The organism is Bradyrhizobium zhanjiangense (genome assembly GCF_004114935.1).
GTDB lineage: Bacteria > Pseudomonadota > Alphaproteobacteria > Rhizobiales > Xanthobacteraceae > Bradyrhizobium > Bradyrhizobium zhanjiangense.
Genome location: NZ_CP022221.1, coordinates 3,536,801 through 3,553,628, shown reverse-complemented (window position 1 = coordinate 3,553,628; position 16,828 = coordinate 3,536,801). Strand labels below are relative to the sequence as shown.

Below are 16,828 nucleotides of genomic sequence, written 5' to 3'. Positions count from 1 at the left end.
ACACCGTCGAGCCGACCATTCCGGCAGCAGCGGTTACTGCAATCGCGACAAGATATTCGGTCCTCATGGTGATGGACCTCCATCGCCCCCCAACATAACTGTGCCAATTGGCTCTAGTTCCTTTTGCTGGCTTCAGGTTTACCAGTCGGTACTTTCGCTTGCTCTCGGTTCGTGGCTTGGCCCGATGGCTCGAGTTCGCACTTCATCTCGGCCGCCGAGCACCGGAACGACGGGCTTGGATGGCGATTCTTTCCGCGTCAGTGGAGTGTGCGATGTTGATGTTCCGGGGGCGACGCCCTACTTACCGTACCCTGGAAGGCTGGGCTCGGTCGGTGTTGTTGGAAGCTGGCGCCATCTGCGAATGCGAAGAGCACGGTTGGATGCGGGGATCGCACTGATCCGCGCGCTCGTGATAGCGCTTTCGAGATTGCTCGCCAGCATCCGCCGATCGGCCGAGCGTTGTGATTTCCCTGGTCGGCGGGTTCACGCCCTGAAATCCTGCCAGCACCACAACGCGCCCGCGATCGAGTTCCTCACGCACGCGAATTGGGCGTACATCCAGAATGCGCGCCGAGGAATGAGAGTCATCGGTTAACACACCGGCCTGGCTGCCGGTGAAGCTGATCGCGGGCACTCCGAGATCGGAAAGCGCCATGCTCATCAGGGACATGCTGATGCGCTCACCAGTCGTCAGCGGCATGTCGAGTTCACGGCGATTGGGAGCAGGGCTCACCTGATAAGCCATCTGCATCAATTGGTCGGTGGTCGTGCCCATCGCGGAGACGATCGCCACGACACGATGACCACGGCCGTGCAGGTCGGCGAGACTGCGCGCAACCGCGCGAATCTTCGCCGGCGTTTCAAGACAGACACCGCCATATTTCTGCACGATGATGGGATGGTTGCGCATCTAACCTCGGTGAGAAACCTCGCTCGCCTCGCCCGAGCCGGCACCAGCTATCCATGTTCCGACGACTTCGAAGTTCGGATTAAAGGCGACAAAGTCCGCGCGGTAGCCGGGCGCGATCCGTCCAAGCTCGGACTCAAGGCCTAGAAATGCCGCAGGCGTCCGGGAAGCCATGATGAGGGCGTCGACCAGGGGGATTCCGACCAGCGCAACGGCGTTGCGAACCGCCTCGATCATGGTGAGATGAGCGCCCGCGAGTGTGCCATCGGGGCCGGTCAGGCGATTTTCGTGCAACGCGATCTGCCTTCCTTGCAGCAAGAATTGCCGATCGTTCGTGCCCACCAATGGCATGGCATCGGTGACCAGCATCAATCGATCGCGTCCCTTGCAGCGGGAGGCAACACGCAAACCGGCGCGGTCAACATGGATGCCATCGCAGATAATCCCCGCAAAGAGCCGATCATCCGCTAGCGCGGCGCCCACCAAGCCTGGCTCTCGGGCGTTCAACTGCGACATGGCGTTGAACAGATGAGTCACCCCCAAGATACCGCGATCGACCGCCGACCCGATGTCGGCTGCGGTGGCGTCGCTGTGGCCGGCCGCGATACGCAATCCGGCGCCGATCAATTCATCGATCATGGACGCGGGCACGCATTCCGGGGCCAAGGTCACAATAGAGCGGCCGCGGTCCCCGAAACTTTTGATCGCGGCGAGATCGCGCCGATCGGGCACGCGTATCTCGGCTTCCGGATGAATACCCTTGCGAGACCTGTTGAGGGCCGGCCCCTCCAGATGAAAACCGAGTACACCGGGAATCATCAGACAAGCCTCGGCGACGGCGGCCAACCGCTCGAGGACCTCGATATGGTCGGTAATGAGGGTCGGCAAGCAGCCTGTGGTTCCTGCCTTCCGGTGCGCTGCGACGATGCGTCGAACGCCCGCCTCCGTTGGCTGGTCGTTGAGAAGAACACCCCCTCCTCCATTCACCTGGATGTCGATGAATCCAGGCGCAAGGATCGCTTCTGCCGGAAGGTGGATTGAGGCGCGCCCGTCCGCCTCGCCGAAGGCGATGTTTTCAATCCTCCCCTGCGTGATCCTGACCGACCCCGGCCCGCGCATCTCGGCACCATCAAAGATGTGCTGCGCGGCAATCGAGAGAGAGACAGAAGACCCAGCGTGGCCCATCAGAATTGATCCAAGAATAGTAGTCACGGGCTCGTGAGGTGAGTCCCGTCCCCTTCAGGACCTTATATGTACCAGGAGCCTCGGAGGACCCGGAGCTGCCCCCCTTGCGTTAAATTTCCATGGGAACAAAGGGTACCACGTATCTCGGCATTGATGGCGGTGGAACCCGTTGCCGTGCCCGGATCGAGGACGAAAACGGCAGGCTGCTCGGCGAAGCCAGCTCGGGATCTGCGACGACGCGGATTGGCGTCGAAAAGGCCTGGCGTTCCATCATTGAAGCGACCGAAGCGGCGGCCGCACAGTCCGGCCTGACGCAAGAGGATTTCGCGCGGATGCACGCCGGAATTGGCCTTGCCGGACTTGGCCGCCGGGGCGCGGAAGCGGCGCTCAAGAACATCGCGCATCCCTTTGCGTCCCTCATCTTCATCAGCGACGGCTTCGCGGCCTGTCTCGGCGCCCACGGCGGCGCGGATGGGGCCATCGTGGTCGCCGGCACAGGCTCAGTGGGTGTCGGCCTCCTCGACGGCCGCGAAATCCGTCTCGCCGGCTACGGCTTTCCCGTCTCGGACGAAGGTAGCGGCGCCGACATGGGCTTGCAGGTTGTTCGACTGGCGCTGCGGGCCGCGGATCGCCGCGGCGAGCTGACCCCATTGCTTTCAGAGGTGCTGGGGGCATTCGATCATGATCCTTATCAAGCGGTGGCCTGGTCTGAAGAAGCCAAGGCCACGGACTACGCTGCGTTCGCGCCAATCGTGATGCGGCACGCCAATCAGGGCGATCCGGTCGGCCGTCGCATCGTCGAACGCGCGGCCGATGCCATTGGCGATCTGCTCGATCTGTTCCTGGCGAGAGGAATTGACCGGCTCTCGCTGGTGGGCGGGCTCGCGGATCCCATTACGCCATGGCTGACGCCTGATCTGCGCGCCCGCCTGAGGCGTCCTGACGCCGACGCCGCGGCTGGCGCCTTGCTGGTGGCGCGAGGACGGCTTGACCTGCCCAAGAGAGAAACTGAGCATGAACAGGCTTCGAAGTTCCGCGTTTGATGGCGCTTGGATCAACAATATGGCTACGGAAGAAGTCGATCCCCGTTTTGCCGACCTTGATGCTTGGCCGCTGATGTCAGCGATGGAAGCGATGTGGGAGGGCCAGCTTGCGGCAGTCGCCGCGATCGGCCATGCCCTTCCGGCGATCACCGCGGCGACCGAAGCGGCCAAGGTGGCGCTGGGCGATCACGGTCGCATCGTGTATGTCGGCGCCGGCACCTCAGGCCGCGTAGCGGTGCAGGACGGCGCCGAGCTGACGCCGACCTTCGCCTGGCCCCGCGAGCGCGTCCGCTTCATCGTCGCCGGCGGAGACAGCGCGTTCATCACCAGCATCGAGGGCGCTGAGGATGCTGTCGATGATGCGGTCACGCAGATCAATGCCGCCCGGCTCACGCCGCGCGACGTGGTGATTGCGGTAGCCGCCAGCGGGACAACGCCATTCACAGTCGCGGCACTGCAGCAGGCAGGCTCCTTCGGTGCAGTGACGATCGGTGTCGCCAACAATCGCGGCACCGCACTGCTGGAGTCGGCAAAGTTTCCGATCTTGATCGAGACCGGCCGCGAGCTGATCGCCGGTTCCACGCGGATGAAGGCCGGCACCGCACAGAAGGTCGTTCTCAACCTGATCTCCTCGGGAATCATGCTGCGCCTTGGCCGGGTGTATCGCGGCATGATGGTGAACATGCCGCCGACCAATGCCAAGCTGAAGCGGCGCGCGGAAGCCATGGTCGCACAAATCGCGCACTGCGATCCGTTGCGCGCCGCGCGATCGCTTGAGCAGGCCGAGGGAGACATCAAGACGGCTGTCCTTCTGGCGTTGGGTGTCGATAGGGTTGATGCTGAGACCGTTCTCAAAAACTGTGACGGCAATCTTCGGCGCGTATTTGCCGAGCTCGCCAGGAATCGTGACCAGCATCCCACCCGAGCGGCGCGCAATCGAGGCGGAGCGGTTGACCCGTGACGACATCCGCGATGGCGAGCGAAATCGGAGAAAGCGCGGATGTTGTCGCCAACATCGTTCGCAGTCGCCCCGCCGCGCGCGACATCACACAGCGAATTGGGATCGGCTCCGCCCCCCTGTGCGTCGTGTGCGGCCGGGGAAGCTCTGGGCATGCCGGGGTTTTCTTGAGATACCTTGTCGAGACGCGGCTGCGCCTTCCTGTTTCAGCCAGCGCTCCTTCGGTGATCACGGCATTTCGCACGCCCTTGATGCTGCGCCATGCGCTGTTCATCGTGATCTCGCAATCCGGGCGCAGCCCGGATCTCGTCGCAGCGACCAGGTCGGCGCGCGCCGCGGGCGCCCGCACCATCGCCATCGTCAATGCGGCGTCGTCGCCGGTGGCTGACGAAGCGGAGTTCGTCGTTCCGATCGAAGCCGGCCAGGAGCATTCCGTAGCTGCGACCAAGACCGTGATCGGCTCGATGGCTGCCAGTGCCGGACTCGTTGCCGAGCTGGCCGAAGATCAGGCGCTGCGGTCGGCTCTCGAGAGGCTACCCGAGCGCCTGCATCGCGCGCTGGCGCTCGACTGGTCTGAGATTTCCGCTGATCTCGCCAAGGCGGCAGCCGTGTTTGTGGCGGCGAGGGGCCTTGGCCTAGGCTCGGCGAAGGAGATCGCGCTCAAACTTTCGGAAATCCTGCGCCTGCCTTCGATTGGTCTAAGCGCCGCAGAGCTGCAGCATGGGCCGCGCGCCGCGCTATCGTCGCGCACGCCGGTTGTCATGATGCGCCTCATGGATGAAACGGCGGCCACGGTGGACGCACTGGCAGCAGAAATGCGCGAGCAAAAGATCGCGCTGCATCTCTGCGGCGGACCATATGGGTCGCTGCCCTGGTTGGCGGAGGATGACCCTGCGACTGACCCGATCACCATGCTGGTTCCGGCCTATCGGATGATCGAGCAGACGGCGCGCGCCTGCGGGTTTGACCCGGATCGTCCCCCTCGCCTGAGCAAGATTACCGAGACGTTTTGACAGCTGCCTGATTGCTGGCTTGCAACCGAAAGCTGGATTATGGCCCCGGGCAATGAAGCGGAGCGGGCAACGGAACGCTCGGTCTCCTCCGCCGAAACAATCATGTACTCTACGACCGCAGACGAAGGAATGAATGGCGTGTCACGCGAGTACTTCGATTTCGTTCGACAGCACATCGAGACGACAATGGACCGCATGAAGGAACTCTGGCGCTGCCGAACTCCTCACGATTGGCCGCTGTGTGGACTGATCTGATGCGCGACACGGTGTTGGATACCAGCCGCCGGACCGCCGTTCGTGCGCGATCCGTCACCGGCGAAAATGGTCGGCAAGTAAGTTCAAAGCGGGGAGGCGCAACCACCGATACCGACATTCCGTTCAAGTTGCGATCTGAGCGCGGCTGCCTCCCTGTTTCGAATGCAAGAAGCGAACGAAAAGATCAATAAAAACAATCAAGTTCGCGCGGAATTGACCACCTTGATCGCCACTCATTCACGGGGTTCCGATACGCAACCGGTGGTCAAGTCTACCTGGCGTAACGCCCGATGACGGGGCGAGCCCGCGGGCCAGCTTGACCTGAATCAAAACTTGTCCCGGGCACCGTGGCTCCATACCTGAACGACTACCGAATGCAGGAGAGCTCACATGTTCTTGAATGCATCGCGTGTCCTCATCATTGCGGCGGCCGCTTTCGCGGTGACGGGCACGGCATCCGCACAAAAGGCTCATCGCCCTTACGTACCCCCACAAAAGGCGATTGCCACCGCCCCACAGATGGCACCGGTGGCATGCGGCTGTAGGTACGTCTTTGCCTACCGGCAGGATTTGTTCGATCGAAACGACATGAACAACCTGCGAGGCGATTGGCCCGGTCCGCCTGCTCAACCCGCCCAGTTCTGAGGGCGCGTTTCGTCAGGTGCACGACGAGCAAGCGGAGTTCGGCCATCTCCCAGCGCCGACTTGAGGCGCGCAGAACAAGGACCGAAGCGGGTTCTTGCGAGCGAAGCGCGAATGCTCGCCCAATGAAGGGCTGCGCAAGGTACTCTATGTCGCCCTGTGCCGCGCGAGGTATGAACTCAACGACGAGGCCGAGATCGCGATCCCTTGGGCTCAGTCGAAAAAGACATCCGTGCGTTGGGACGTCAACGCACACTGTCCCGAGTTCAGTTCGAGATCACACGATACGTCTACCTGCACGAATCGCGGCCGCTGCTCCACGAGGGTCAATCGCGCCCTTAGCCGGAAGTTATCGCCCGGACGCACCGGGCAACGAAACCGAACCGAGCGGAGAGCCGCAGCTCGGCTTTGCGCGGCACCGCTGACCACATAGGCCTCCTGCAAAAGAGCAGGAACGAGCGCCAGGAGCAATTGGCCCGGCACGATCGTCGCTCCGTCGAGTTCGCGCCTGGCGCGCTCCACATCGGTGTGAACCCAGTTCCGATCGCCCGTCAGTGCGACGAACTGGTCGACCTCATCCTGCGTTACCGATCGCCAGCGGCCCGGAGCAAGTTCGGTGCCCACGAAGGCTGCAAGATCGATCGCCCGTGCGACGCGAAGTGCGGTCGCCTTTGTTGGAGATTCTGCGTCCGGTTGCATCTGATTCATCGCAACAGTTCCCGTCTCTTTAGACCGTCGCAAGCAGCGCGCTGCCAAGTCCGCCCGCAGCCGCGATCGCCGCAAGCCCGATCGCACCAGATGGTTCCGACTGCATTTCGTGCCAGAGGCGCACTGCCAGGATCGCGCCCGATGCACCGATCGGATGCCCGCGCGCGAGTCCGCCGCCGCCACGATTGAGCGACGACGCCGGCACCCCGATGCCGTCGCCGCAGGCAATCGCCTGAGCGGCGAAGGCCTCCATGACCTCCGCCACGGCAATCCGCGCCGGCGCAATCCGCTCCGCCGCAAGGACGCTCTCAGCCGCCGCGATCGGTGCCGTGCCGGGCATAGCAGGGTCGCCACCGCGACGGGTCGCCGACACGATCCGCAAGGGCTGCCTCGCGTTGAGTCGTCGGGCCATCGCCTCGGAAACCACGAGGACCGCGGCCGAGGCATCGGCTTCAACCGCCACCGTCGCGCGCGTCACGCCGAATGCAGCATCACCCGCGAGCGGCGCAAGGCGTGCGCAGGTCGCCCCCGTCAGGGCGCGGGGAAAGGCATCATGCGACAGGTCGGCGAGCGGCACGATCTCCGCCGCGCCGGGCGGATTTTGCAGCGCCTTCCGATGGCTTCCGATCGCAAATTCATCCTGTCGTGCACGCGAAATGCCGAACCTTTCAGCCAGCGTCGCGGCGGCAGCGATCATGTCAGGATCCCGCTCCGGCCATGGCGCGAACGGAGGACGGTCATAGGGTTGCGGCGCCTCACCGGCGTGGCGTGGCCGCCGCGCGCGCAATGGCGCGCGGCTGAAACTCTCGATACCGCCGGCGATAACGGCATCCGCTCCTCCGCTCACGATGCGCTCGGCGGCGAGCATGATCGCGTCGAGGCCGCCGCAGCATTGGCTATCGATGGTCAAGGCTGGGACGTGATCCGGAAGACCCGCCCGCAGCGCGGCGAGCCGCGCCGGGTTGCCACCGCCATACAGCGCGTTGCCGAAAATGACGTCGTCGATCGCCTCTGCCGCGACACCGGTGTCGGCCAGCACGGCCCGAATTGGCGCCGCGCCGAGTTCGTCGGCCTCCACCGCCTTGAACGCGCCCCCGCGAGGGGCGACCGCCGTCCGGCGTGCAGCGACGAGATATGCGGCGCTCACCGCAGCACCGCGCAGTCGCCGGATTCCCAGAGTCGGCGCAGCGCATGGAAATCGGTCTTGCCGGACGAGGTCATCGGCCAGTGCGGTGGCACAGCAAACCGGCGCGGGATCTTGTAGAGCGGCAGGCTCAGGCGGGCGTGGCTGATCAGATCGGAAGACGCTATGCGCCCATCCGGACCCAGCCTGAGCAAAGCCACCAGCCGCTCGCCCCGACGTTCGTCGACGGCGCCGAGAACCCCAGCTGCGGCCACGGCGGGATGCCCCTCGAGCACACGCTCGATCTCCTCCGGATGCACGTTCTTGCCGGCCGTGATGATCATGCGGCTGGCACGGCCGGCGAGCCTCAGGAAGCCGCGCGCGTCGAGCATGCCGATATCACCGACCGACACCGCGTCACCATGACGTGGCAGCACCGTTTCGCTTCCGCAGGCATACTCTATGAAGAGGAAAGGACTTGCCACGAACACTTGACCGGTCTCTCCAGGTGGAAGGCAACGCCCGAGATGGTCGCGGATGGTGAGACTGACGGCTGCGAACGGACGCCCGACGGAGTCCGATGGGACATCCTCGTCGTCCTTCGCCACGGTCACGAAGCTCAACTCGGAGGCGCCGTAGAATTCGGCAAAGCGCGCTGCCGGAAATTGCTGCCGCAATTCGGCCAGTGCGCGACCTTGCCATTTGGCACCTGACGACAGCATCCACCGCACGTTCAGGAACGGCGGCAGGCCATCGCGCATGGCGGCCTCGATCATCATTTCGAGCTGGGTCGGCACGCCGTAAATCACGCTTACCTGGTGGACCGCGATCAGGCGGTTGACGAGATTCGGCCGGAACAGGCGGCACAGAATGACGGTTGCCCCGACATAGAGCCCATGCGCAAGGCCGTAGAGGAATAGGGAATGTGTCAGCGCGCCCGGTGCGAGAACGATGTCGCCGGCGCCGATATCGAACTCGCGGTCCCCCGCCCGAAAACTCTCGATCCACGATTGATGATGGCGGCGATATCCTTTCGGTGTTCCGGTCGATCCCGAGGTGAACCCGACATAGAACGGCGTCAGCGGATCTGGCTCGGCTATCGCCGCGGACAATGGACTGGCGCCGATGGCATCTGCGACGGCCACGAACGGGCCGTGAGGATCGACAACCGCCAGCACTTCCGTCTCGCCGGCCAATGTTACATCTCCACTCACGACGATCCCCGGCGCCAGCGCCGTGAGCGCGAGCCGCACCGTCTCCGTCGGCCAGGACGGATCGAGAATTTGAGCTTCGCGCCCCGAGCGGCAGGCGGCGAGAAACAGCAGAACGAGCGCCGGCCCGTTCGGCAGATGCAAGGCGACGCCGCGGCCCGCCGGCACCACCTTCGCCAAATGTCCGGCAAGACGATTCACGGCCTGATCGAGGTCTTTCCAACTCACCACATGGTTCTCGCAAACGACAGCCGGTCGGCTCGGCGTTTCGCGGGCATGCCGCGACAGCATTGCGGTGATCGTGGAGGCCATGATCATGAACGGCTGACAATTGTGGCCGGATAGCTCCGGTGGGATGCCTCCGCGACAAAGGCAGTGGCCAGCGCCTTCAAAAGATCACCCGGCACGAACACGGCGGTTGCGGCTAAAGCCTGCGGCAAGCTCATCCTTGCCATCGCCATCAGGCCGAGAATACCGCAGGTATACTCCACCACAATGCCGCCCGCGATCGCGGCAACGAGCGCCGCCGCGAATACCGGCAAGGTCCTCAGCCGCGCCATCACAAGACCCGACACAAAGGCAGCGGGAGCCCAGCCTAGCAGGAAGCCAACCGACGGCCCGAAAAGCACGCCGAGCCCGCCGCGTCCACCCGATAGCAGCGGCGCTCCGAGCAGGACCACGAACAGGAATAGCAGCACCGCCAGCGCGCCATGGCGAGGGCCGAGGACGATCCCGGCGAGCATGACGCCGAGAGTCTGGGCCGTGATCGGCACACCCATGGCGATCGGCAAGACGATGCTGGGCACCATGCCAAGCGCTGCGATGACGGCGGCAAGCAGGGCGATACGAACGATGGCGCGGGACTCCACGGGATTTTCTCCTACAACGGGGGTGAGTGATGATCGGCGGCGGAGCGGTCGAAGCCGCGTGCATCGAGCGTTTCGGCGACGCGGTCGGCCAGTTGCAGAATGTCGGCGAGGAAAGCGGCCACCAGTCGCGGCGGAATGCGGCGGTGCGTGCGTGCCTTCCAGGCCTCCTCGCGTGCGCGCCACCGCGTCATCAGGACGGGCACGAAACGCAGAACAAGTGCCACGGCAAGCGCCATCTTGCGCGGATTGACCCCAAGCGGGCGGAGCAAGCGGAGCACTGGTGCCAGCACCTCCATCAGAGCGCTCATCGTGGTGGTCATGCTGACGAGATCGGCGAGCAAGAGCATCGCCAGGAGCCGCATGGTGACGACGGCGCCGGCATTCCAACCACCCGATGCGGCCTGCACGCCGCCGACGACCACAAGCAGCGGCACCAACGGCCGCAGCAAGCTGAGGCGCGCCATGCCGGCGCGGCCGAAGCCGGCATAGACGATGGCAATCACGGCCAATGCGCCCGCCAGAATTCGCCAGTCGCCGACCGGCAGCAAAAGCACACTGAGGAGGGCGAGGCCCACAAATTTGACGCCGGCCGGTACGCGGTGCAGCCAGGTCTGTGGCGCGAGGCCGTCGGTCATCATGACGTTAGGGCGTCCCCTGCCCCGACGATCGTTGCATGCGCCCGGTAGGCAGGCAGGACCTCGGCCGGTCGGCCGTCGAGACGGATGCGGCCCTCATCCAGCCAGATCACGCGATCGAACGCGGGGAGCAGCTCAAAATCATGAGTCGCCATCACCACCTGCTCCGGAAGCGCCATGATCCTTCGGTACAACAACAATCGTGTTGGCAAATCGAGACTGGAGAACGGCTCGTCCATCAGCAGGATAGACGGCTCCGTCGCGAGCAGCGCCAGGATGCAGACGAGTTGCTTCTGGCCGCCGGACAGCTCGTTGACGTTGCGGTCCGCCCACTCGCCGCAGCGGTGCCGCTCCAGCAACGCTATCGCCTGCTGCCTGGCCTGCCGCGCCGATTTTCCGCGCTCCGCCGGTCCGAAAGCGACCTCCTCGGCAACGGTCGGGAAAATGAGCTGGTGATCAGGATTCTGAAACAGAAAGCCGACCTTTGCCGGAAGGTCTTTGCGATGCCGTACCGTATCGAGCCCCTCCACCTCGACGCACCCGCGAGTTGGCAGAAGCAACCCGTTCATCAGCCGCAGCATAGTGCTCTTGCCTGAACCATTGTCACCAATCAGGCCGACCCGGCGCTCAGCCAGGCGAAGCTCGGAAATGGCAAGAACCTGACGGTCTGCGCGCCGAAACTGCACGTCTTCGAAAATAATCCCCTCGGCCACCCCACGAAGGTGAGGACGGCTTGCGGGAGGCGCTTCGCGTCGGGCAGCTTCAATCAAGACGATTCTTTCGCCTCTGTCGCGCTACGGAGTTGGCTGAAGTATCACGTTGTCGATCAACCTCGTCGAGCCGACATAGGCCGCCACGCACAGTGCCGCGGGGCGGTCCAGCGGACTTACGGCGGGCTTGAGCGTGTCGCCGTCGACGAGCTCAAGGTACTGCAGCCGATCGACCGTTTCCAAATGCCCCTTGGCAGTTGCAATCAGCCTGTCCACGTTCCGCTCTCCCAAGCCGAACTCCTCCGCCGCGGCAAATAGCGCACGACTGATGGCGAGGGCCCGCCCTCGGTCTTCCTCGCTGAGATACCGGTTGCGGCTGCTCATTGCGAGACGATCCGCTTCCCGAACGGTCGGAACGGTCACGATCTCGATCGGAAGATCGAGATCGTTGGCCATCCGACGCACGACCGCACACTGCTGAAAATCCTTTTGCCCGAAGAACGCAACGTCCGGCTGTACCAAATTGAACAGCTTGCATACGACCGTCGCGACCCCACGAAAATGTCCGGGCCTGAAAGCGCCGCAGAGCGGCTTCGCGAGCTCGCCTGGTTCCACGAAGGTCTCGAATTGAGCCGGATAGACTTCCTGCGCAGCGGGCGCGAAGACGATTGCAACACCAGCATCGCGGCATAGCTTCCCGTCGCGCTCGAAGTCGCGTGGATAGGTGCTGAGATCCTCGTTTGGCCCGAAATGAGTGGGATTGACGAAGATGCTAACCACCGTGACGTCGCATTGCGCCCGGCTGGCCTCGATCAGCGCCAAGTGGCCGTCGTGCAGATAGCCCATTGTCGGTACAGATCCGACACATTTGTCGGCTCTGCGATCCTCTGCGAGAGCGCGGCGAAGCTCGGCGACCGTCGTGATTGTCTGCATTTTTACGCTTCACATCGAGTTCGGTTGGAAGGCGCCCAGTTTGCGATCGTCTCACCTATGGCTTCGGGAAGCCGATAGCACTCCTGCGGTGCCGGAAAGGTACCGTCCCGGACATCGGCAACCCAACGCGACAGCGCCTCCTGCAACACCCGAAAGCCGTCGGCGTAAGTACGAACGAATTTTGGGACGTGGCCTTCAATCAAGCCAAGCACGTCGTGAAACACCAATACCTGCCCCGAACAACCAGGACCTGCGCCAATCCCGATGGTAGGTATGGTCAGCGTTTCCGTCGCCCGCGCAGCGAGTTCGGCCGGGATGCCTTCCATGACCAGAGCGAAGCAGCCGGCCTCCTGCAGGCGATGGGCGTCGTCGAGCAGGCGCAAGGCGTCATCAACTTTCCGGGCCTGCACCTTGAATCCACCCAGGACGTTGACGCTCTGCGGGGTGAGACCGAGATGGCCCATCACCGGAATCTCGCAATCGACCAGGGCGCGTATCATTTCGACGCGTTTGGATCCGCCCTCGAGCTTTACGGCGTCGGCGCCACGCTGCAAGAAGCCTCCGGCGTTGCGGATCGTGTCCTCTGGACTGAGGTGAAAGCTTAGAAATGGCATGTCGGCCACGAGCAAGGCGCGAGGTCTCACACGCGCAACCGCCTCGAGATGGTGATTCATCATCGCGAGGCTGACCGGCAGTGTATTGTCGAATCCGAGGCAGACGTTACCGACGCTGTCTCCGACAAGGATCATATCCACGACGGGATCCGCAATGCGCGCCGTAACCGCATCATAGGCGGTCGTCATCACGAGGCGCCGCCCCTCCTCCTTCCACCGTTGCAGCTTTGGAAGCGTGACTCGCTCGCCCGTGGCTTCTGAGGTGTAACTCATTCTCGCCCCCTATCCCGTGAGCCGGCCTTAGTTCGATTCCGCGGATCGAAGTGGTATTGGTTTCGCGTCACCTGCCTCACCTAGTATCTCGAAGCCATAGCGCTCCGCACCATCCCGAGTGACCGAATAAGTCAGGCGATCGATAATGTGGTTGTTGCGATCAAAGGCGAGAATTTTTGGTCTCAACCCAGCGATTTGGGTCTCATCCACGTACATCGAACTGCAGACGATGATCTGGTCGCCGACTTGGCAAGTGCGCGCGGCGGCGCCGTTAAGAACACAACAACGCGAGCCGGGCTCGCCAAAAATCACGTACGTCGAAATTCGCGCCCCGGAGTTCTTATTCCAGATCTCCACGAACTCCATCGGCAGAATCCCCGCCTCATGGCACTGATCCGGATCGAGCGTGATCGAGCCGTGATAATGAAGATTGGCCTCTGTAACGTGGATGCCATGCAGCTTTGCGGCCAGCACTTTTCTCATCTGAAAGTTCCGTTGAGCCTGGCTCGCGTCCCTAAAGCCGACGCTCTCCTATGGAGCACGAGATAAAACTGTCAACTCAGAGAGACAAAAAGAAAAATATCTCTCAAAAACAGTAGCTGGACGCGTAAGAACCTCCAATGGTCGCGCGATCATCGTTTAAGAACTTCCCACCCAATCGTCATGGAAGTTGGAGACGACGCAAGCTGGTTGCCGACGTTTCGAGTGCATTAAGAGTCATACATGGTCAGCCGAAGACTCCAGATCTTGTCTGATCTATGCCGGCCATCGGACATTCAGAGTAGACAGCCATTTAGAAGCCCGTATAGATCGCCGGGCATGGAGGTTTGCGGCGCCTGTACAGTTCTGCTCGACGGCGAGCCGATTTCGAGCTGCACCACGCTCGCAGTCGATATCGACCAGCATGAGATCACGACCATCGAAGGCGTCGTAATCAATCGTCTGAAATCACGCGGCCTCATCAAGAGCTCAAAAGACCCTCTGGATCCGCGGCGACGCGAGATCGATTTGACCGAGAAGGGAAGACGGATAGCGGGCGCAGCGATTGAAACTGAGATTTCTGGCGAGACCTTCGCCCCCTGACCCGGGATGAATTTCGAACGCTACCGAAATCTTGAAGAAGATCATACAACGCTGATCAACCGGCTTCGAGCGACACAAGATGTAGCCAAGTGTCGAGAAAAGGGCCCGGCGATCGCGCCGGGCCAAGTAGAGGGAGGAAGCGAAAGATCGGAAACCTTTCGCAAACGCCGAATGCGGAATTCGATCGCAGAAACTCAGCGAACGACTTCCAGCAGCAATACGATCGTACACATCAGACCGCATTTTGTGCTGAAGTCGGCACCTCTCAGTGCTATTTCCGGCATTTGACGCGTCGTATGATTTCGACAGCACACAAAGAACGGGCGCGTGACCTGGAAGGCACTGGCTCCGCACGTCCGGAACAGCTCATTTCATCGCCCGGCTCAGATCTCGCAATGCCCGCACCGCCGTACCCGCATTTGCAATTCAGAGGTTCCAATCGCCGACGGTCCTGCCAAGGATGACTGCCGGGTCCGCTCGCGTTGATGAATGTCCATTCCTTGAAACTGCGCGCTGAAGAAATCGCGCCTATTTTCCGACGCGCTGTCCTCGATCATCTCTACCTAGCGCGCGGAGAATCTTTCTTCTGAATCTCGACAGGTCGAACAGGAGCCTTGGCACTCTTTTCAGCGTAATCGCCTTGCCTTCGATTGCGAGATGTAGAACTCGCACCAATCTGGCAAGACCGAGTTCTACAAATGAGACCCGAACATGCGGATCATTCGCAATCCTGAGCTGGTTGTCTACAATGATGATGGACGCCGCCAGATCAGGTCTTCTCTCCAGGACGAAGTCTCGACATGCCGCGGCAAATTCCTCCTCTTGAACGCTCAAAGGTACCTTGACGCCCGTCCGAGAATCTCCCGCCATATTCGGGTCCCATATGAACGACCGGCAGCGAGAGACCTGGTGCCGGCGCAGGTTTTGAATTTCTAGTAGCTCGCGCGCTTGGTCGACCTCTTCGCACCCGGCAACACATCCGTGCAAACGCCTTCATAAACTTCGGCAGCCAGGCCTATTGTTTCTCCGAACGTCGGATGCGGATGAATGGTCTTGCTGATATCAATTGCATCGGCGCCCATCTCGATCGCCAGACAGATTTCTCCGATCATGTCGCCAGCGTGCGGGCCAACGATCACACCGCCGATGATGCGGTGCGTCTCTTGGTCGATGATCAGCTTGGTCATGCCATAAGACGCGCCCGAGGCGACCGCTCTGCCCGAGGCGGCCCACGGAAACTTCGCGGATCTAACGCGCCTGCCTGAAGAGGCAGCCTCATGCTCCATGACGCCAACCCAGGCCACCTCGGGATCAGTGTAAGCAACGTTCGGGACGATCTTCGCGTCAAAGAAGCTCTTGAGCCCGGCAGCCGCTTCGGCCGCGACATGCCCCTCGTGAACCGCCTTATGGGCGAGCATGGGGTTGCCCGCGACATCGCCGATCGCGAAAATATGAGGCAAATTCGTCCGCATTTGTCTGTCGACTGCAACGAAACCTTTTGCGTCGCGTCTTACACCAATCTTCTCCAAGCCAATACTTGCGCTGTTCGGCACTCTGCCTGCGGACTGCAGGACAAGATCGTAAGTTCGACGCCCCGGCTTTGCGCCTTCAATCTCGACCGATACGCCCTTACTATCTGCCGTGGCGCTCACTACACCCGCATTGAGATCAATATGTTGGAACCGATGAGCGTTCCTGCTTCGCCATATCTTCACAGCATCCGGATCAACGCCGGCGAGCATACTTGGCAATCGTTCAACGAGATCGATTTGAGCGCCAAGCGAGCTATAAATCGTGGCCATCTCGAGTCCGATAATGCCCGCCCCGACGACAAGCATTTGCTTCGGAATCGTCTTTAGCTGCAGAGCTCCGGTCGACGTGACGATCCGCTCGTCTTTCGGAAACACACTTAACTTATTCGCCGAGGAACCCGTGGCGATGATGCACTTCTCGAACTCAACATATTGAGACGCACCAGTATCGAGATCAATTGCCAAGCAATTCGACGCGACAAATCTGGCAAATCCGTTGATGATTCTAACGTCCCGCGCCCGCGCCATCTGACCGAGCCCGTCACTCAGCTTCTTTATCGTTCCGTCCCTGAATGATCTGAGTGCATTCAGATCCAATTCCAGCGCGCCGAATCGCACTCCCTTGTCAGCGATCCTTTCGGCCTCTTCCTTGGCCGCCGCGATGTGAAGCAACGCTTTGGATGGAATACACCCGACGTTCAGGCATACGCCACCCAACGATTGGTATCGCTCGATCATCGCGACCCTGAGACCCAGATCCGCGGCGCGATATGCAGCAGAATATCCACCTGGTCCACCACCGATCACGGCGAGATCGAAGCGTTCCTCGCCTCCGCCAGATGCGGCCGAGCCATTCTGGACTACAGCCTTGGATGGCGCCCGATCCGGCGCAATCGGTTGCGCCTTGGCAATGACGGTGCCTTGCGACACTTTATCGCCAACCTTCAGAAGCACCTCCTTGATAGGACCCGCGATCGGCGAAGGAATTTCCATCGTGGCCTTGTCAGATTCAACAACAATAAGCCCCTGCTCCTTGTCAACGATGTCACCGTCTTTGACGAGCACCTCCACAATCTGAACGTCCTTAAAGTCTCCAATGTCGGGGACCAATATATCGATCACGCGCTCCATGGG

General features: G+C 61.9%; 17 protein-coding genes. 5 read left to right on the top strand and 12 right to left on the bottom strand.

Annotated elements, in window-relative coordinates:
• Positions 1-301: 301 nt before the first annotated feature.
• On the bottom strand, positions 302-910 hold the full coding sequence (locus XH85_RS16700; RefSeq protein WP_420837893.1) for an amino acid kinase family protein: 609 nt from the start codon (positions 908-910) through the stop codon (positions 302-304).
• A complete protein-coding gene (gene nagA, locus XH85_RS16695; protein ID WP_128932663.1) occupies positions 911-2,092 on the bottom strand; it encodes an N-acetylglucosamine-6-phosphate deacetylase in 1,182 nt (393 codons plus the stop codon).
• 119 nt (positions 2,093-2,211) lie between these two features.
• Between nagA and XH85_RS16690 the strand changes: the two genes are divergently transcribed.
• The 4 genes from XH85_RS16690 (at position 2,212) to XH85_RS16670 (ending at position 6,006) form a co-directional block, all read left to right on the top strand.
• On the top strand, positions 2,212-3,135 hold the full coding sequence (locus tag XH85_RS16690) for a glucosamine kinase nucleotide-binding domain-containing protein (protein WP_128932662.1): 924 nt from the start codon (positions 2,212-2,214) through the stop codon (positions 3,133-3,135).
• Between the two features lie 19 nt (positions 3,136-3,154).
• Positions 3,155-4,096, top strand: a complete 942-nt coding sequence (locus XH85_RS16685; protein ID WP_128932661.1) for an N-acetylmuramic acid 6-phosphate etherase — start codon at positions 3,155-3,157, stop codon at positions 4,094-4,096.
• Between the two features lie 11 nt (positions 4,097-4,107).
• Complete coding sequence (locus XH85_RS16680; RefSeq protein ID WP_128932660.1) at positions 4,108-5,106, top strand: SIS domain-containing protein; 999 nt, start codon at positions 4,108-4,110, stop codon at positions 5,104-5,106.
• A 645-nt stretch (positions 5,107-5,751) separates the two neighbouring features.
• Positions 5,752-6,006: a hypothetical protein gene (locus tag XH85_RS16670; protein WP_128932659.1), complete on the top strand. Its 255-nt coding sequence runs from the start codon at positions 5,752-5,754 to the stop codon at positions 6,004-6,006.
• 210 nt (positions 6,007-6,216) lie between these two features.
• Here the strand turns inward: XH85_RS16670 and XH85_RS16665 are convergent, their stop codons facing one another.
• The 9 genes from XH85_RS16665 to panD are packed head-to-tail and all read right to left on the bottom strand — an operon-like array spanning position 6,217 to position 13,562.
• The gene (locus XH85_RS16665) at positions 6,217-6,711 is read right to left on the bottom strand and encodes a MaoC/PaaZ C-terminal domain-containing protein (RefSeq protein WP_128932658.1); all 495 of its coding nucleotides are present in this window, start codon (positions 6,709-6,711) and stop codon (positions 6,217-6,219) included.
• A 19-nt stretch (positions 6,712-6,730) separates the two neighbouring features.
• Positions 6,731-7,858: a thiolase family protein gene (locus XH85_RS16660; RefSeq protein ID WP_128932657.1), complete on the bottom strand. Its 1,128-nt coding sequence runs from the start codon at positions 7,856-7,858 to the stop codon at positions 6,731-6,733.
• Positions 7,855-9,363 (bottom strand): AMP-binding protein, encoded by a 1,509-nt coding sequence (locus XH85_RS16655; protein ID WP_245473629.1) that lies wholly within the window; start codon positions 9,361-9,363, stop codon positions 7,855-7,857. Before XH85_RS16655 ends, XH85_RS16660 begins: the two co-directional genes overlap by 4 nt.
• Positions 9,360-9,914, bottom strand: coding sequence for a biotin transporter BioY (locus XH85_RS16650; RefSeq protein ID WP_128932656.1), 555 nt, complete (start codon positions 9,912-9,914; stop codon positions 9,360-9,362). The genes XH85_RS16655 and XH85_RS16650 overlap by 4 nt, the downstream gene beginning before the upstream one ends.
• 11 nt (positions 9,915-9,925) lie before the next feature.
• Entirely contained in the window at positions 9,926-10,552 is a 627-nt protein-coding gene (locus tag XH85_RS16645) for a CbiQ family ECF transporter T component (protein WP_128932655.1), read from the bottom strand.
• The gene (locus tag XH85_RS16640; RefSeq protein WP_128932654.1) at positions 10,549-11,319 is read right to left on the bottom strand and encodes an energy-coupling factor ABC transporter ATP-binding protein; all 771 of its coding nucleotides are present in this window, start codon (positions 11,317-11,319) and stop codon (positions 10,549-10,551) included. The genes XH85_RS16645 and XH85_RS16640 overlap by 4 nt, the downstream gene beginning before the upstream one ends.
• Positions 11,320-11,343: 24 nt before the next feature.
• On the bottom strand, positions 11,344-12,192 hold the full coding sequence (gene panC / locus XH85_RS16635; RefSeq protein WP_128932653.1) for a pantoate--beta-alanine ligase: 849 nt from the start codon (positions 12,190-12,192) through the stop codon (positions 11,344-11,346).
• A 2-nt stretch (positions 12,193-12,194) separates the two neighbouring features.
• The gene (gene panB, locus XH85_RS16630; RefSeq protein ID WP_128932652.1) at positions 12,195-13,079 is read right to left on the bottom strand and encodes a 3-methyl-2-oxobutanoate hydroxymethyltransferase; all 885 of its coding nucleotides are present in this window, start codon (positions 13,077-13,079) and stop codon (positions 12,195-12,197) included.
• Positions 13,080-13,106: 27 nt separating this feature from the next.
• On the bottom strand, positions 13,107-13,562 hold the full coding sequence (gene panD, locus XH85_RS16625) for an aspartate 1-decarboxylase (protein WP_091890210.1): 456 nt from the start codon (positions 13,560-13,562) through the stop codon (positions 13,107-13,109).
• Positions 13,563-13,898: 336 nt separating this feature from the next.
• Here panD and XH85_RS48050 point away from each other — a divergent pair, with 336 nt between their 5' ends.
• Positions 13,899-14,162 carry a hypothetical protein gene (locus XH85_RS48050; protein ID WP_420837892.1) on the top strand — a complete coding sequence of 88 codons (264 nt, stop codon included), beginning with the start codon at positions 13,899-13,901 and terminating at the stop codon, positions 14,160-14,162.
• 932 nt (positions 14,163-15,094) lie between these two features.
• Here XH85_RS48050 and lpdA read toward each other — a convergent pair.
• Positions 15,095-16,825, bottom strand: coding sequence for a dihydrolipoyl dehydrogenase (gene lpdA, locus XH85_RS16610; RefSeq protein WP_128932650.1), 1,731 nt, complete (start codon positions 16,823-16,825; stop codon positions 15,095-15,097).
• Between the last annotated feature and the right edge of the window lie 3 nt (positions 16,826-16,828).

What these genes read in the sequence shown, in the direction of transcription:
- XH85_RS16700 (WP_420837893.1), bottom strand. Translation starts at nt 910, where the DNA reads ATGCGCAACCATCCCATCATCGTGCAGAAATATGGCGGTGTCTGTCTT.
- nagA (WP_128932663.1), bottom strand. Translation starts at nt 2,092, where the DNA reads ATGGGCCACGCTGGGTCTTCTGTCTCTCTCTCGATTGCCGCGCAGCAC.
- XH85_RS16690 (WP_128932662.1), top strand. Translation starts at nt 2,212, where the DNA reads ATGGGAACAAAGGGTACCACGTATCTCGGCATTGATGGCGGTGGAACC.
- XH85_RS16685 (WP_128932661.1), top strand. Translation starts at nt 3,155, where the DNA reads ATGGCTACGGAAGAAGTCGATCCCCGTTTTGCCGACCTTGATGCTTGG.
- XH85_RS16680 (WP_128932660.1), top strand. Translation starts at nt 4,108, where the DNA reads ATGGCGAGCGAAATCGGAGAAAGCGCGGATGTTGTCGCCAACATCGTT.
- XH85_RS16670 (WP_128932659.1), top strand. Translation starts at nt 5,752, where the DNA reads ATGTTCTTGAATGCATCGCGTGTCCTCATCATTGCGGCGGCCGCTTTC.
- XH85_RS16665 (WP_128932658.1), bottom strand. Translation starts at nt 6,711, where the DNA reads ATGAATCAGATGCAACCGGACGCAGAATCTCCAACAAAGGCGACCGCA.
- XH85_RS16655 (WP_245473629.1), bottom strand. Translation starts at nt 9,363, where the DNA reads ATGATCATGGCCTCCACGATCACCGCAATGCTGTCGCGGCATGCCCGC.
- XH85_RS16645 (WP_128932655.1), bottom strand. Translation starts at nt 10,552, where the DNA reads ATGATGACCGACGGCCTCGCGCCACAGACCTGGCTGCACCGCGTACCG.
- panC (WP_128932653.1), bottom strand. Translation starts at nt 12,192, where the DNA reads ATGCAGACAATCACGACGGTCGCCGAGCTTCGCCGCGCTCTCGCAGAG.
- panB (WP_128932652.1), bottom strand. Translation starts at nt 13,079, where the DNA reads ATGAGTTACACCTCAGAAGCCACGGGCGAGCGAGTCACGCTTCCAAAG.
- panD (WP_091890210.1), bottom strand. Translation starts at nt 13,562, where the DNA reads ATGAGAAAAGTGCTGGCCGCAAAGCTGCATGGCATCCACGTTACAGAG.
- XH85_RS48050 (WP_420837892.1), top strand. Translation starts at nt 13,899, where the DNA reads ATGGAGGTTTGCGGCGCCTGTACAGTTCTGCTCGACGGCGAGCCGATT.
- lpdA (WP_128932650.1), bottom strand. Translation starts at nt 16,825, where the DNA reads ATGGAGCGCGTGATCGATATATTGGTCCCCGACATTGGAGACTTTAAG.